This window comes from Micromonospora sp. WMMD980 (genome assembly GCF_029626035.1).
Classification (GTDB): domain Bacteria; phylum Actinomycetota; class Actinomycetes; order Mycobacteriales; family Micromonosporaceae; genus Micromonospora.
Window position 1 is genome coordinate 1,208,831 of record NZ_JARUBE010000003.1, and the last position, 14,629, is coordinate 1,223,459.

The 14,629-nt window shown below is 70.9% G+C and carries 12 protein-coding genes; 3 read left to right on the top strand and 9 right to left on the bottom strand.

Annotated elements, in window-relative coordinates:
- Positions 1–196: 196 nt before the first annotated feature.
- The 4 genes from O7618_RS06180 to O7618_RS06195 form a co-directional block, all read right to left on the bottom strand.
- Positions 197–829 carry a DUF3618 domain-containing protein gene (locus O7618_RS06180; protein WP_278104992.1) on the bottom strand — a complete coding sequence of 211 codons (633 nt, stop codon included), beginning with the start codon at positions 827–829 and terminating at the stop codon, positions 197–199.
- Positions 826–1,266, bottom strand: coding sequence for a phage holin family protein (locus tag O7618_RS06185; protein ID WP_278104993.1), 441 nt, complete (start codon positions 1,264–1,266; stop codon positions 826–828). The genes O7618_RS06180 and O7618_RS06185 overlap by 4 nt, the downstream gene beginning before the upstream one ends.
- Positions 1,263–1,898: a hypothetical protein gene (locus O7618_RS06190; RefSeq protein WP_278104994.1), complete on the bottom strand. Its 636-nt coding sequence runs from the start codon at positions 1,896–1,898 to the stop codon at positions 1,263–1,265. The genes O7618_RS06185 and O7618_RS06190 overlap by 4 nt, the downstream gene beginning before the upstream one ends.
- Positions 1,899–2,070: 172 nt before the next feature.
- A complete protein-coding gene (locus O7618_RS06195; RefSeq protein WP_278104995.1) occupies positions 2,071–3,240 on the bottom strand; it encodes an ISAs1 family transposase in 1,170 nt (389 codons plus the stop codon).
- Between the two features lie 577 nt (positions 3,241–3,817).
- On the opposite strand from O7618_RS06195, the gene O7618_RS06200 reads away from it, so the two are divergent.
- Positions 3,818–5,170, top strand: coding sequence for an AI-2E family transporter (locus tag O7618_RS06200; RefSeq protein ID WP_278104996.1), 1,353 nt, complete (start codon positions 3,818–3,820; stop codon positions 5,168–5,170).
- A 181-nt stretch (positions 5,171–5,351) separates the two neighbouring features.
- Positions 5,352–6,533, top strand: a complete 1,182-nt coding sequence (locus O7618_RS06205; RefSeq protein WP_278104997.1) for a PP2C family protein-serine/threonine phosphatase — start codon at positions 5,352–5,354, stop codon at positions 6,531–6,533.
- 367 nt (positions 6,534–6,900) lie between these two features.
- On the opposite strand, the gene O7618_RS06210 is transcribed toward O7618_RS06205, so the two are convergent.
- The gene (locus O7618_RS06210) at positions 6,901–8,382 is read right to left on the bottom strand and encodes a gluconokinase (RefSeq protein ID WP_278104998.1); all 1,482 of its coding nucleotides are present in this window, start codon (positions 8,380–8,382) and stop codon (positions 6,901–6,903) included.
- 295 nt (positions 8,383–8,677) lie between these two features.
- Positions 8,678–9,253: a DUF6328 family protein gene (locus tag O7618_RS06215; protein ID WP_278104999.1), complete on the bottom strand. Its 576-nt coding sequence runs from the start codon at positions 9,251–9,253 to the stop codon at positions 8,678–8,680.
- A gap of 224 nt (positions 9,254–9,477) precedes the next feature.
- On the opposite strand from O7618_RS06215, the gene O7618_RS06220 reads away from it, so the two are divergent.
- The gene (locus O7618_RS06220; protein WP_278105000.1) at positions 9,478–10,251 is read left to right on the top strand and encodes a hypothetical protein; all 774 of its coding nucleotides are present in this window, start codon (positions 9,478–9,480) and stop codon (positions 10,249–10,251) included.
- Positions 10,252–11,124: 873 nt separating this feature from the next.
- Here the strand turns inward: O7618_RS06220 and O7618_RS06225 are convergent.
- The 3 genes from O7618_RS06225 to O7618_RS06235 all read right to left on the bottom strand — a co-directional run bounded on the left by O7618_RS06225 (position 11,125) and on the right by O7618_RS06235 (position 14,579).
- The gene (locus O7618_RS06225) at positions 11,125–12,771 is read right to left on the bottom strand and encodes a serine/threonine-protein kinase (protein WP_278105001.1); all 1,647 of its coding nucleotides are present in this window, start codon (positions 12,769–12,771) and stop codon (positions 11,125–11,127) included.
- Positions 12,772–13,129: 358 nt separating this feature from the next.
- Complete coding sequence (locus O7618_RS06230; RefSeq protein ID WP_278105002.1) at positions 13,130–13,573, bottom strand: hypothetical protein; 444 nt, start codon at positions 13,571–13,573, stop codon at positions 13,130–13,132.
- 274 nt (positions 13,574–13,847) lie between these two features.
- Positions 13,848–14,579 carry a DUF2470 domain-containing protein gene (locus O7618_RS06235; RefSeq protein ID WP_278105003.1) on the bottom strand — a complete coding sequence of 244 codons (732 nt, stop codon included), beginning with the start codon at positions 14,577–14,579 and terminating at the stop codon, positions 13,848–13,850.
- Positions 14,580–14,629 lie beyond the last annotated feature (50 nt).

Here is a 14,629-nt window from a genome sequence, read left to right on the forward strand (position 1 = left end):
TCGGCGCAGAGCACGGTCATTCGCACACGAAATCGGTGCTGACGCCGTCGAGAGTGCCGCCCTGCTGGTCCGAGGGCGTGGAGCGCCTCAAGTTCCCTTGGCTCGGTTCCACTGCCGCGGGTCGCCGCCGGCTCGCAGCCACCGCGCACAAGCGATCGTGACGCAGGCGGCCGCGAGCCGGGCGACGAGTCGCGCATCATCGGTGCTGAGCGCTGTCCCTGACGTCGTGAGCGGCAGCCTGGACGTCGTCCTTGACCGCCTGGGCGGCCTCCTGCGCGGTGGACCGCACCGACTCGGCGGCGTGCTGCGCCGGCTCGCGCAGTTCCTCCTTGAGTTCCCCGGCGACCTCGCCGAGCTTCTCCTTGACCACGCCGCCGTGCTCGGTCGCCTTCTCCTTGACCTGCGCGGCGAGCTGCTGCTCCCGCCGGGTGGCCGGGATGAGCGAGGAGACCAGCATGCCCACCCCGAAGGCGATCACGCCGGCGGCGATCGGGTTGCCCTCGGACTTCTGCCGCACCACGTGGGGCGCGCGGTGCGCGGCGTCGCTCACCGTGGAGGCGGCGGAGTGGGCCTTGTCGCCCACCGTGGAGGCGGCCGAGGAGGAGTGGTCGGACACCGAGTGGGCGGCGTGGCCGGTGCTGTGGCCGAGGTCGGAAGCGGTTCCCATCACCTTGTCCTTCACGTTGGTCAGCGCGCTGCGCACGCGCTGCTTGCGGTCGTCGACGATGCGGCCCGGGCTGACCTTGTACGCCAGGGCGTCCACGTCCGAGCTGAGGTTGTTGCGGGTGGCTTCGATCTCCCGGCGGATCTGGTCGGGATCGGTGCTCATCGGGTGACTCCCTCCGGGTTCGGCTTGAGCGCGTCCGGGATGCGCTGGACGCTGTCGTTGGTCTGCTTCAGGCCGCGGATCTGCTCGGCGTTCTTCTTCGCCTTCGAGTAGAGGACGGCCGCGACGACGGCCCACACGACGGCCACGATCAGGGCGGCCAGCCCGGAGTCCATGACGTTGTCGAGGAACTGCCACACCGCGACGGAGACGAACAGCGCCACCATGTAGCCGCCGAAGCCGGCGCCGCCGTAGAGGCCGGCGGCCTTGCCCGCCTTCTTGCCCTCCTGGCGGATCTCGGCCTTGGCCAGCTCGACCTCCTGACGCATCAGCGTGGAGAGGTCGCCGGTCACCTGGCTCATCAGCTCACCGATCGAGCTGCCCCGCACCTCGTCGGCGCTGTGGTGGCGCCCGCCGGGATCCTGGATCGACGCGCTCATGAGGTCGGCCCGCTCGGTACGACATTTCCGCCCGCGACAGGGCTCGGCGGGGTCTGCACGGGCATCACCGGAGTCCTCGGTAGGACCGCGGTGCGGTCCTGGTCGTACGCCGGCCGCACGCCACCGTCGTCGTTGCCCACGGCGGCGATGTTCCGGGTGAGCCGGCCCGCGACCACGCCGAGCAGCGCGGCGCCGACCAGGAACGTGCCGGGGTTGCGGCGGGCGTAGCTCTTCACCTCGTGGAGCAGGTCGCCCGGCTCGCGCTGCTCCAGCCAGCCGGCGACGCCGTGCACCCGCTCGGCCGCCTGATGGGCCAGTTCGGTGACCGGGCCGGAGCCGCTGCCCTGCTGCGCCATCGAGCGCATCTCGTCGGCCAGCGACCGCAGGCCGCTGGCGGCGCGCTGCTGCTGCTGACCGGCCTGGCTGGTGACCTGGTGACGGGCCTCGCCGTAGAGGTCGCGGGCCTGCCGCTTGGCCTCGCCCACCACCTCCCGGCCCTGCTGCTTGGCGGTCTGGGCGACCGCGCCACCGGCGCCTGCGGCGTCGGAGCCGACCTGCCGGGCCTGGTCGCGCACGCCGCCGCCGTTCGTCGACTCGTACGTGGCGGACGTGGGGGAAAGATCGTGAGTCATGGTGTCCCTTCCGCTCGTGCGTTCCTCGCGGTTGTCTTCGGGGGGTCACGCGAATTGCTTTCCGCGTGACAACCGTCCTACCCGCGAACTGCGGAAACCATGCTCATCAATGGCGGAACCTCGCAGCCGTTCTCCTCGTTGGCATTGACGAGTCAGGGCCCCGGCAAAGTCGTCAGGTGATGCCGAGCAGTGCCAGCGGGCGGATGCTGTCGCGGGCGTGATGCCGGTTGGCGGCGGCGATGTTGGTGACGCCAGCGGTGCGGAGTGCGCCGATCGCGGCGTTGCGTAGAGCGGCCATGACCTCGGGTCCGGTGCCGGTGCGGATCTGGCTGCGGTCCTCGTCGTAGGTGACGTCGCGGACCCAGTGGACCTTGTTCTCGATCGACCAGTGCTCGCGGGTCCACGCTGCCAGTTGTGCTGGTTTTGCCTGGTGGACGCGGAGGTCGGTGATGGCGTAGACGGTCTCGGTGGTGAAGCGTTTCGGCTGGTCGAGGCGGCGTCTGCGGCGGCGGATCTGGATGGCTTGGGCGGCGTGCGGGAAGTCGATGCCGGTGGAGATCGTCAGGATCTTGCAGCTGCGGATCTCGCGGCGGCCGTGTCCGCGGTCGGTGTCGCGGGTGGCGTCGGGGACTGCCCGCCAGGGCAGTGCGGTGAGCTGGGCGTGCAGGTGGGGTTGGTTGCCTTTGACGGTCAGGATCCAGTGCGCGCCGCGCTCGGCGAGGTAGTCGACATGCTCGCGTTGGCAGTGCAGGGCGTCGGCGGTGATCACCGTGTCGCGCAGGTCGCTGATCTGGTCGAGCAGCGGCGCGAACCGGGTGATCTCGTTGGTCTTGCCGTCGACGTCGATGCTGGCCAGGACCACACCGGTGGCCTGGTCGCAGGCGGTCATCACGTGCCGGGCAGGGGTGTCGGTGGTGCGGGAGCCGCGCAGGGTCTTGCCGTCGACGGCGATCGCCCGGCCGGCCGTTGAGGTGGTGGCGGTGGCCCGGCCGGCGAGCCAGACACTGATCGCCGCGGTCAGTAGCTGCGGGTCCATGGCCTGTAACAGCCGGCGGATCATCGCCTCCGACGGGCGCCGGTCGGCAGGCATGCCCAGGGCGAGAGCCGTCGTGGCCGGCACGTCGGCGACCCATTCGGCGATCGCGGCGTACGAGCGGTAGCCGGCGACCACAGCACACACGGCTGCGGTGACCACGACCGTCAGCCGATGCCGGACACCTCGCCGGGCCCGTGGATCAGGCAGACCAGCGAGCGCTTCGGGCAGCCCACCAGCGGTTTCGGCAACGGTCAGAGCCGGTGCGCAGGACAGGGACGAGATCAGCGATGATGGCAGCGCGGGCATGACTCACTTCGGGCGATCAGCATGGCGTAGAGAACCTTGATGATCTTCTGAGCCGGTCATGCCCGCCTTGCTGCCACCACCAACGGCGCTTCTACCCCAAGCCTCACAAGTCGGACACCGTTACGACTTTGCCGGGGCCCTGATTGACGAGTGCCGCCGCTTCGCAGCGGCCAGCGAGGGGGCTCAGCGCCACCACGACGAGAGGTTGTCCGGCAGCTCCAGCCGTCCCCGTGAGTCGCTACCCCCACTCCAGCCATACGGCGCTCTCGAGCTGAAGACCTGCGCGCAACGCGATAAAGGCGGCAGTCGGACAGGCGGCGGTTCGTCCGGCGGGTCCGCTTGTCGGCCGTCACCCGAGACGAGCGATCATGTCGGCCCCGCTGTCTGATGGCCCCTGGTTCATGTCTACTCCCCGCTCATTGGCCGTGCCACTGGGGCCAGAAGTTCGCCAGCTATCAGCCATCGACCGTCGTGGCCTGCGGCGTTTCCGTCACTGACCGAGGGGTAGGGATGAGGCCGTCAGGACGCTCTGGCCCACCGCCGCCGCGCAGGGCAGACCACAACAGGAGGGCGAGCCATGCGTTGGACGTCGCAGGTGCGGGACCAGGCACGCGCGCGACTGGAAGCTGCCCGGCAGGCCGAGCCTCCACCCTTCGACGAGTCCGGCCTGGGCACCCGAATCGGCCAGGTGCTCGTCGTCGATCCGGATGAGCCGGACGGTGCTCACGCCCTGGGTGTGCCACGCGGGATCAGAGTGGCCGCCGCATGGGCCTGGCGGCTGATCCTGCTGGTTGCCGGCGCCTACGTACTCATCAAGACGGTCAGTGTGCTGCGAGTGGTCGTCATCCCAGTCATCGTGGCGCTGCTGCTGGCAGCGCTCCTGAAGCCCGCCGCAGCGCTGTTGCGCCGGCGCGGTATCGGAGCCGCACCTGCCGCCGCACTGGTCCTGGTCGCGGGACTGGTTGCGGTGTTCGGCACGCTGGCGATGATCGTGCGGACCTTCATCGACCAGTACGACGAACTCGCCGACCAGGTCCGCGGCGGCCTCGACGAGGTGCAGGCGTGGCTCGCCCGCGGCCCGCTGCATCTCAACGACCAACAACTCAGTAGCTTGGTCGACCGGGCCCAGGCGCAGGTCACCCAGAACCAGGGCGCACTGACCTCCGGAGCACTGAGCACCGCGACCACCCTCGGCGAGCTGCTGACCGGGTTCTTCCTCGTACTGTTCACCTTGTTCTTCTTCTTGCGTGACGGCGATCGGATCTGGCGCTTCCTGTGCCGTCTGCTGCCACACGACGCTCGGGTATCCATCGCCCGTGCCGGCCACTACTCGTGGCACACGCTGATCTCCTATGTCCGCGCGACCGTGCTCGTCGCCTTCGTCGACGCGCTCGGCATCGGCATCGGTCTGCTCGTGCTGGACGTGCCGCTTGCCCTTCCGCTTGCCGCGCTGGTCTTCCTCGGCGCCTTCATTCCCGTCGTCGGTGCGACAGTCTCTGGCGCCGTCGCCGTACTCGTGGCCCTGGTCGCCCAAGGTCCAGTGAGTGCGCTGATCATTCTGGGCGTCGTGATCGCCGTGCAACAACTCGAAGGTCACGTCCTTCAACCCTTGATCATGGGCCGTGCCGTGGCGCTGCATCCCTTGGCGGTCATCCTCGCCATTGCCGCTGGCATCGTCGTCGCGGGTATCGTCGGCGGTCTTGTCGCGGTGCCGCTGCTCGCGGTCGTCAACACCGCCACGCGTTACCTGGGTGCGCATCCCGACGGTCAGCCCACCGTCGACCGCACACCGCCGGGCACTCGTCCCACCGACAACGATCAAGCAGACGCCGAAGAAAGCGCGGACGACCGGCGTGCGCGCACAGAGGAACCGGTGCCTGCCGTCGACAGCTCCGTCGACGAGCGGGCCACAGGCCCATCGCCAGCCTAGGGTGGCACCAGACGACGGCCACATCCATCGCAGTGGCGGGAACGCCTCCGACCTGGCCGGTGGTGCGGGGGTCAACGGGTGACGGCGTGGGCGCAGGGAGATGAGGAACGTGAGCGAGGCTCTGTCACTACGACGTATGTTGGTCCGATCCCATCGGGCCCGCCCCGAGGATCTACCGGGGATGATCAGACGGGGCGTCCGCGAGCTGGGGGCGTCAGATGCGGTGATGTTTCTGGTCGATCACCATCAGCGAGTGCTGGCGCCCTTGTCCGACGAGCGGTCACCGCGGCGCGAGGTGATCGCCGTGGACGGCACCCTCCCTGGCCGCGCCTACAGCACGATGAGGGCTGTCGCCGCAGTCGGCGGCGAAGCGAGCGCCTGGTTCCCGCTGGTCGACGGTTTGGAGCGGCTCGGCGTCGTGGAGATCATCGGTCCAGGCGAGCTGCTCAACACGCGGCAGGCGGAGTTCGCCGACGTGGCCGCGTTGCTCGCCGAGTTGGTCATCACGCGCGGCATGTACAGCGACACGGTCGAGCGGATCCGCAGGCGAGAACCGATGAATTTGGCGGCCGAGATGCTGCGCGCCCAATTGCCGCCGTTGACCTTCGCTACCAGCAACATGGTCATCAGCGGGATCCTGGAGCCTGCGTACGACGTGGGTGGCGACGCGTTCGACTTCGCCGTCAACGGCGACGTCGCGCATCTGGCGTTGTTCGACGCCGTCGGACACGGGTCGCAGAGCGACCTGCGGGCCGTCATGTTGGCCTCCATCGCCCTCGCTGCCTACCGCAACGCGCGCCGTGCCGGCTACGACCTGGTGGCGACCTACCATCACATCGACGCGGCGGCACGAGGATTCGACCGATCCGGCCTGATCACCGGCGTGTTTGGCGAATTGGACCAGCGCACCGGCCAGCTTCGGGTGATCTCTGCCGGACACCCGAGCGGCATCGTGCTGCGGCAGGGCAAGATCGCCGCCGTTCTGCCCACCCCGACCGCGCTGCCGGTCACGCTCGGGGAGTACCGCCAACCGGTGGTCACTCGATACAGCCTTGAGCCCGGCGACGATGTGCTGCTCTACACCGATGGCATCACCGAAGCCCGGTCCGCCGACGGCGATTTGTTCGGCCTCGACCGGCTGTCCGATCTCGCTGTCCGTGCCCTGGCCGACGATCTGCCACTGCCGGAAATCGCCCGGCGGCTCGTGCACGCCGTGATCGCACACCAGGACCACCGGCTGCAGGACGACGCGACCGTGCTTTTCGTCCGCTGGATAGGTGCGCCGGACGGCGGCGAGGACGGCCGCAACGAAGCCCCGCGGAACACCGGTGCCGAGGATGACACTGGACACCTCCGCCGATAGGCGGGCGGCTACGTGGTTCGACGCGGCCGAATTGTTCCGGCTGCTCCGTCGGGGCGGAAGGCTCGTGGCAGTCGCCGTGACCTCGGCCGCTGCCCGAGTTTCGACCTCGATACGCTTCGCGCGCAGTCTCCGTCGTGCCGCTCCACGCTTGTCACATGGCCCGTTGAGCATCAGGCTCGCGACGGAACCTCGAACACCGGCGCCTCCGAGCCGTCACCCCTTCGCTGGAGGCGACCCGCTTCGCGCTTGCACTCCTACGGCGCGCCGCCCGGGTCGCGCCGTGATCCGCAGCGGTTCTTTATCCCGAGATCTGGGCCATTCCGCCAACCGACTGGGTGCCCTCGACAGGAAAGCTGCCACCGCATCGTCAGCTGCGTCTGAGCGTTTCGTACGCTTCGGCGAATCGTGCGCGCCGCTGTGCGTAGTGTTCCACGTGTGCGGGCTGGGGCTCGTATGTCGCTCCGGTGGCCCGGCTCGCCCGCGGTGCGTCGGGTGCCAGCGCGTCGAGGGCGAGTAGCGCGGTGCCCCGTTGCGTCGCGCGTCGTCGGGTCACGTGCGTGACGGGTCGCCCGAGCACGTCCGCGAGGATCTGGAGCCATTCCGGGTGGTCGTTGCTGACGCGTCCCGCTGCCGCGACCTCCAGTACGTGCGGGGCGGCTGAGTGTAGTTCGTCGGCGACTCGCGCATAGGTGATGGCGACGCCCTCGACGATTCCGCGGAACAGGGTGTCGGCGTCGCTGGCTGCTGATACTCCGCTGAGCACGGCGCGTGCCCCGCCGACCCAGCCCGGTGCTCGTTCCCCGGTGAGGTACGGCAGCACCAGCGGCGTGGTGTGGCTCGGCGGCTCGGTGAGGGTGCCCGCGAGTGCCGGGCTGAGACGTAGGGTGCTCCGTGCCCAACTCACGGCGCGACCGACGTCGTTGATCGCTCCGCCGAGCAGCGTGCGTCCCGCATCGACCCGGTAGTTCCACAGTCCGTACGGCAGGGGCTCGGCCGGGCCGTCGAGCAGCACCCGCAGCGCGCCGCTGGTGGCTGTCGCCGCGGTGAGCACGGTGGCGTCGGTGGCCCCGGACCCGACGTTGCTGGCGAAGCCGTCGGTGATGACGGGAAACCATGCCGCCTTGGCCAGTGCGGGCCAGCGCGTCGTGCTCGCTGGAGGAGCCGGTTGGTTCGTGTTCCGGGGTGGGGAAAGCTGATCGGGGTCGACGCCCGCGGCGGCGAGCAGTTCGGCGTCGAACTCGCCGCTGCTGCGGTTGAGCAGACCCGTCCACGCCACCGTGGAGGTCCCGGCCAGGGCGTGGCCGATCAGCCGAGCCAGGACGTACTCGCCCAGGGACCACCAGTTCGCGGTGTTGGCGACGAGGTGCGGCTGTGTGGCGGAGAGCCAGCGCAGGCGTGGAGCGTGGTAGCTCGTGTGAAGGCGGGTGCCGGTGCGCTGGTGAACCGCCCGTTCGTCAAGCTCCTCGCGTAGGGCGACGACCGCGTGCGCGCTGCGGGAATCGGCGTAGGTCAGGCACGGCGTGAGGGCGCGGCCGGCCTTGTCGACCGCGATCAGCGAGGCGGCGAAGGTGTCCATCGCGACGCCAGCGATGCGGGTTCCCAACCGCGGGTTGTTGGTTGCCGCGTCGAGGACCTCTTCGACCTCGGCCGTCACCTGATCGGGGTCGATGATCGAGGTGCCGTCAGGCGCGACGGTGAAGGTGTGCGGCACCTTGTGCTGCAGGCCGTGGATCCGCCGGCCGGACGCGTCGTGCACGCCGCCGCGGGTCGCCGTGGATCCGATGTCCATCGCGAGGACCAGCGGATCCAACGCCGAGTCGAGAGCGATGTCGTCGCCGCTCTGGGGCATCGTGGTCCTCGCTGTGTCGGGCGTTCGGGGTCTTCGGCGACCATAGCCCGACTCTGATGTCGGGCGCACTCTTTCGTCCGGCCTGAGGGCGTTCTCCGTGGTGCAGGATTCAGGTATCGAAGCCGGGAGACCGTCCGCCTGGTCGGACCGGCCGCAGCCGGAACCTCACGCAGGGGCTGAGGTCAAGGGGGATCGACGCGGGAAACGCCGAGGACAGTGGCTTTCACCGCTTGCTCACGCGCCGGCGTCGGCGCGCCTTGCGGTCGTGCGCGGAACCGCTGCGCCGATCATGCCCTCAGCCGGCGCTGCGGATCTCGTGTGGTTCGTCGACTGGCTTGCGCGGTCGCGCCATCGACGCAGCCTGTCCTGTGCGTCGCGCGTGTTGTGCCATCGGCAGCAGATACCAGACTGCGACGAATGCCGTGGCGAGCCCGGTGCCGACGGCTACGGCTGCGGGTGTGCCGATAACGACGTCGATGACCAGGTAGACGGCGCCGACGATGGCCAACCAGAGCGACGACAGGCCCGCCAGCGCCAGCCGGCTCGCCGCGGCGACGAAGTCCGACTTGCGATCCCGGTGAAACAGGATCCGGTGGTGGTTGACCGGCGCGATGAGGCACACCGTCGCCACCGCCACAAGGAGAAGCGTGGTCAGGTACGCAGCGCGCTGCCCGTCGCCGAGGATCCCGAACCGCTGCGTGAAGGGCAGGGTCAGGAGGAAGGCGAAAAGGATCTGCACTTCGGTCTGGGCGATCCGCAGTTCCTGAAGCAGTTCGTCGACGTGCCGGTCGGCGCGCTCCTGCTCCGACTCGTCCCGCCCGTCCGGCGCCGCGTCCCGTCGGTACTGATCGCTCACGTCGAACTCGCTCAATCACGGCTGTCTGCCGAGGGCATCCTCTCACCACGCATCTCGCGTCCTTACGGGCGACGGAACGACGAACCAGGCCCGCAAGGCCGCGGTCAGATCGGGTCGCTGCGGGCTGTGTCGCAGGGGAGCCGGGCCGGTGTTCCGCCGCCCGCGGCGTCGATGGGTGGGCCGGTCCGCCGCGCGTCAGGTGTGGTTGAGCACTGTGCCGGACTGGGTAGGGGCAACATGTGAGAGCGTTTGTCTTCGGCATGGTGGCCTCGAGCGCGCTGCTGCTGGGCGCGGCGGCCGGGGTGTGGATCCGGCTGCCCAAGAGGTGGCTGGCCGTTCTGCTCGCGTTCGCCTCGGGTGCGTTGATCACGGCGCTGGCCTTCGAGTTGTTCGAGGACGCCTACGAGCAGGGTGGCATCTGGCGCGCCGCGATCGGGCTGGTGGTCGGTGCGGGGGTGTTCACCGCGCTGAGCGCCGGACTGGACCGGGTGGCGCAGGGCGGCCGTCGGCAACCACACGGTAGCGAGAAGCTCGATCCGGACGCTGCCGCTCGGGACCGGGCCGCGTCGACCGCGTCGACCACCGGCGCCGCCGGCTTGGCGCTGCTGGCTGCTGTCACCCTCGACGGCGTGCCCGAGAACGTCGCGCTCGGTGTGTCGCTGGGTGAGGGCACCGGTGGGCTGGCGCTGCTGGCGGCGATCTTCGTGTCGAACTTTCCCGAGGCGTTGGTCGGCAGTGCCTCGATGCGGGCACAAGGCCGGTCCACCGCCTTCGTGCTCGGCACGTGGGGAGTGTGCGCCGCGGTACTCGTCGCGGCCGTGGTCCTGGGCGCCGGCCCGCTGTCCCACACCGCGCCGGAGACCATCTCGCTGCCGCTGGCGTTCGCCGCCGGGGCGGTGCTGGCATCTCTCGCGGACACCCTCATGCCGGAAGCGTACGAGAAAGGCGGCCCCCCGGTCGCGTTGAGCACGACCGCTGGATTCGTGCTCTCCTTCGTCCTCGCCACGCTGTGAGCGACGCCGCCGTTCCCTCGGATCCTGCCCGGCGGTGACCGCTCGACATGTTGGCCGTGGGCAGGCGTGACCGCACTCGGCTTTGAGGGCTGCATTGAGAGCGCGCCGGGTTCGCCGCCGCGAACTCGCGCACGTGCAGGCATGCCTGCGCTCAGCGTTTGCCGAGACTGACGGCCGCGCGCGGTCGCACGCGAGCATCTCGGCCAATCCCTCCCCGCGGTGCCGCTGGGCGCGGGTGGAACGGGCCGGCCGGCCCTCGCCGCAGCGATCGGGACAGGGTGATGATGCCGCACGGTCGATCGCCCGTCGGACGGAGTCGACGTGCGCGCGGATGTCGGGTGCAAGCGTGTCTGGAGCGGGGCTGGCCGTCACGGAAGGGCCGCCGCGCTGCGGCCGGTGTCGACCGGCCCGGCGGCGGACAGCCCGCAGGTCGGACGCCGCCGGCGCCCGCGTGTCGGCGTCCGAGGCGGCCCCGTTGGCGTGCAGCAGGACCTGTCCGGGACAGGAGGTCTCGGCTCCCGGCGCGGGGGAGGGGCCACCGCGACGTGACGCAGTTTCACCTCGCCCAGTGGTATGTCGGCACCAGCGGTGTCGGTGTCCAAATGGATCATGGACAGGCGCGCCGCGTCGCGAGGGCCGAGGGTGCCGCGGCGTGCTCCCGGTCGGTAGGCCAGCGTCGCGGTCCGGTCGAGGCAGCGTATGTCGACGTCCGGCTCTGTGACCAGATCATCATGTCCCAGGAGGAGACCACTCAGATGAAGGACATCCTTGGGGGACCGGTATCGACCGAAGCTTGATGCTGGACGCTGGAAGCCAAGCCCCGGGTGACGTCGGGTAGATCGTGACGCCAATCCGTCTGCCGTCTCCGCCTCCTCACACGAGGCGAAAGGTCGCGAGAGCCGTCTGTTGGAGTGGGCGGGCGCGGATCCACCGGCTGTCCTGGGTGATCCAGGACAGGCTGTAGGCGCGGGATCGGCCGTCGTTGATCAGCAGTCGGCGGACGTGCAACCGCTCGCCGTCGGGCTGGTCGCAGGTGTACTCCCATTCGGCGGCACCACCTGGGCGGATGATCGGCCCGATGCTGATCCTCTGATATCCGATCAGTGCTCCGGTCTCGAGCAGGTCGCGCTCGGCAACGTCCCATCGCTTCGACGGTACGGCGGAGGCCCTGGCGGTGGGGTCGACGGCGATGGCGTCTGTCTGGGCGGGATCGCGGAAGCAGATCGTCGTGGCCTCGGTGTGGCGGGTCCACCGCTCGGGGACCGCGATCAGGAAACCTGCCGGGTCCTGGTGCCACGCCCACCCACTCGGCGGGGCGTGCGGTGGCGGCGGTTCGGTGGGCTCCCGCAGCGGTTCGGCCTCGCCGGCGGCGTCGTTCAGGCACAGGTGGCCGGGCCGCGCCGGCGCGGTCGTCGCCACCGCGTCGGCGGCCGGGCCGTCGGGTCCGGCCGCCGGTGTGCCGTCCTGGGCGCGCAAGGCGACAACCACCGCGCCGGCTGCCGTGACGACGACAGCCCCGACTCCCAGCAGGCCCAACACGGCACCCGCGAACGCCCAGCCGGTCGTCCGGTCGCGGGTGGTCGACGCCGTGATCGCGAGGGCCGTGGTGTCGATCGCGTCCTGGGAGATCGGGTCGGTCGCGGCGGCGGCTCGGCGCCACCGACGCGGCCGGGCGGACGGACGCGGGGGCACGGGGTGGGCGGGCGAGGTGGTCGTCGCCACCTGCGCGAGCCGGTCGCGGGCTTCCTGCGCGGACAGGCGTTGGCGAGGGTTGCGCAGCAGGAGACCGGTGATCGCGGGTTCGAGCGGCAGCGCGGTCATCCGGTCCGGTGCCTCGGTGGCCAGGGCGGCGAGCGTGGCCAGGGCGGTGGGCCGGGTCCACGGCAGCCGGCCCTCCGCGGCCAGGTAGAGGGTTACGCCGAGGGCCCACAGGTCGGCGGCCGGGGTGGACCTGCCGACCCGGGTGCGCTCCGGCGCGACGTACTGGAGCTTCGACAGGGTCGCCGCGGTGACCGCCCTCGGGGCGCGGCTGTCGAGGATCGACAGGCCGAATCCGCCGAGTATCACCCGCCCGTCGTCGGCGAGGAGCACGTTCCGCGGACAGATCTCCCGGTGCAGCACCCCCGAAGCGTGGGCGGCGCAGAGAGCCGCGAGCAGGTGCAGACCGACCCTGGTGACCTCGGCCGGAGCCAGCGGACCGCCGGCGGCGACCACCTCGGCGAGGGAGCGGGAGGGTACGTGCTCCATGACGAGCCAGAGGCACCCGTCGGCGCTCACCACGTCCCACATCCCGGCCACACCCGGATGGTCCAGACCCGCCAGGGCGCGTACCTCCCCAAGCGTCGCGTCCCGCAGGCGCGACCGCTCCGCGTCGCTCACCCAACCCGGCAGGGCGATCTGCTTGAGTGCGACGTGCCGGTCGAGCACCTCGTCGCGTGCCAACCAGACCCGCCTCGGGGTCGCCGGGTCCCCGATCGGCGTGAGCCGGCGGTACCGGCCGGCGAGCAGCTCGTCATCCATGCTGGTGATTCGAAGCGGCTCCCCGCCCGGATGGGAACGGGCGACGAGAAACCTGCGGGCGGCCGGCCTGCGGCCCGGCGCCCCCGGGATCAGCCCAGTTCGACCGTACCGACGATCTGCGTGGGGGCGTCCGAGCCGCCTCGGGGCTCGTTGGACACGCCGAAGATGCCCGCACCGGCGACCGGACCGATGACCGTGGTCGACGCCCTCGCTCCCTCGGTGAGTCGTCCCACCTTACGGGGCTCGCCACGCTGGCTGGCGGCTGCTGCGGGGCGCCGGCGTGGAGTCCGAGACCGGTCTGGCGTTCGCTGGGTTGCACCAGGTGCTCTACCCGCTGCTGGCCGATGCCGAGCGTCTCCTACCGGCCCAGCGGGAGGTGCTGCACCACGTCTTCGGCATCGCCGCCGGCGCGCCACCGGATCGGCTGGCGGTCTCCGCGGCAGCCCTGGCCCTGCTCACCGCTCCGATCCGGCGGCAAACGCTGCTGATCTTCGATGACCTGCACTGGGTCGACCTGTCCAGTGCCCAAGTGCTGGGCTTCGTCGCACGGCGGCTGGCCGGCAGCGAGGTGAGTTTCCTCGGCGCGGTGCGGACCGGCTGGTCGAGTTCCTTTGACAGTGCCGGCTGCCGGGACGTCACCGTGCACCCGCTGGATCGGCAGGCCGCCGGGCGGCTGCTCGCCCGGCGGTACCCGAGGCTGGCCGTGCCGGCCCGGCGCCGGGTCCTCGCCGAGGCGGCCGGCAACCCGCTCGCTCTGGTGGAGCTGCCGAGCCAGCTCGACCAGCGGCAACGCTCCGGCCACGCCGACCTGCCGCAGGACCTGCCGCTGAGCCGGCGCCTCGAGGAACTCTACGCCGACCGCAGCCGCCGGCTGGCCGTGCGGACCCGGTACCTCCTCGAGCTCGCGGCCCTGGAAAGCACCGGCGACCTGGCCGTGATCGGGCGCGCCGCCGCCGTCGGCCCCGCCGACGCCGAGGCGGAGCTGGCGGCCGCCGTCGCGGCCGGCCTGATCAGCCTCGACACCGACGAGCCACCCCCGAACACCGCGTGGGCCAGCCGGGTGGGGCTGCCGCGTTTCAGGCGGCCAGTCGCTGGCAGAGCATCGGGTGCAGGAGTCGGGACAGCTCGGCGACGTCGGCGACGGGCCGTTCGAAGGCGAGTCGGGTCCGTCGGGTCGCGCCGGGTCGGCCGTGGGCGACAAGTAGTCCGTACCGGTCGATGCGGAGCACCCGTGGCGTGTCGGTGCCGGGCAGCGTCAGCTGTCGGCGTAGGTAGCCGGCGACCTGCTCGGCGTGTTGGTCGGCGAGGTCGGCCAGTAGTCGCGTCTCGACCGGGTGCAGCGGGTCGGGCTCGGCCTCCGCGTACGCCTCGGGGTCGATGCGGCGCACTTTGTCGGCGCGTTCCCAGCGGACCTCGGCCACTTCGAAGCGGTGCAGGTGGTAGCGGGTGCCGACGTCGAGCAGGTCGCCGGTCGGCTGGGTGGCGGCGAACTCGACGGCGGCGTGGCGGGCCTCGTCGCCGTCGAGTCGCTCGGCCCAGCCGGAGACCCAGGCCCGGCCGAGTGAGGGAGCGCCGGCGGCGGGTGGGAGGTCGAGCACGTCGAGGACGGTGGCGACGTCGGTGTCCCCGGCGGGCGGCGCGAGCGCCGCGGCGAGGTCGCTGAACACCGGCACCAGCAGCAGCACCCGGCCGTCCGGGTCGGTGGCGTGTCGGACCTGGTGCGGGCCGGCCTGGCGGGCCAGGTGGACGAGGGCGGGCAGTCGGCCCGCGACGAGGGTACGCACGATCTCTGCCGGGCTGGGCCGCATGGTCCCGACCTCCTCAATATAGGTTAGGCTTACCTAATAAGAGGTTAGAC

Coding starts and splice junctions, on each gene's coding strand:
- O7618_RS06180 (WP_278104992.1), bottom strand. CDS start 829: ATGAGCACCGATCCCGACCAGATCCGCCGGGAGATCGAAGCCACCCGC.
- O7618_RS06185 (WP_278104993.1), bottom strand. CDS start 1,266: ATGAGCGCGTCGATCCAGGATCCCGGCGGGCGCCACCACAGCGCCGAC.
- O7618_RS06190 (WP_278104994.1), bottom strand. CDS start 1,898: ATGACTCACGATCTTTCCCCCACGTCCGCCACGTACGAGTCGACGAAC.
- O7618_RS06195 (WP_278104995.1), bottom strand. CDS start 3,240: ATGCCCGCGCTGCCATCATCGCTGATCTCGTCCCTGTCCTGCGCACCG.
- O7618_RS06200 (WP_278104996.1), top strand. CDS start 3,818: ATGCGTTGGACGTCGCAGGTGCGGGACCAGGCACGCGCGCGACTGGAA.
- O7618_RS06205 (WP_278104997.1), top strand. CDS start 5,352: ATGATCAGACGGGGCGTCCGCGAGCTGGGGGCGTCAGATGCGGTGATG.
- O7618_RS06210 (WP_278104998.1), bottom strand. CDS start 8,382: ATGCCCCAGAGCGGCGACGACATCGCTCTCGACTCGGCGTTGGATCCG.
- O7618_RS06225 (WP_278105001.1), bottom strand. CDS start 12,771: ATGGATGACGAGCTGCTCGCCGGCCGGTACCGCCGGCTCACGCCGATC.
- O7618_RS06235 (WP_278105003.1), bottom strand. CDS start 14,579: ATGCGGCCCAGCCCGGCAGAGATCGTGCGTACCCTCGTCGCGGGCCGA.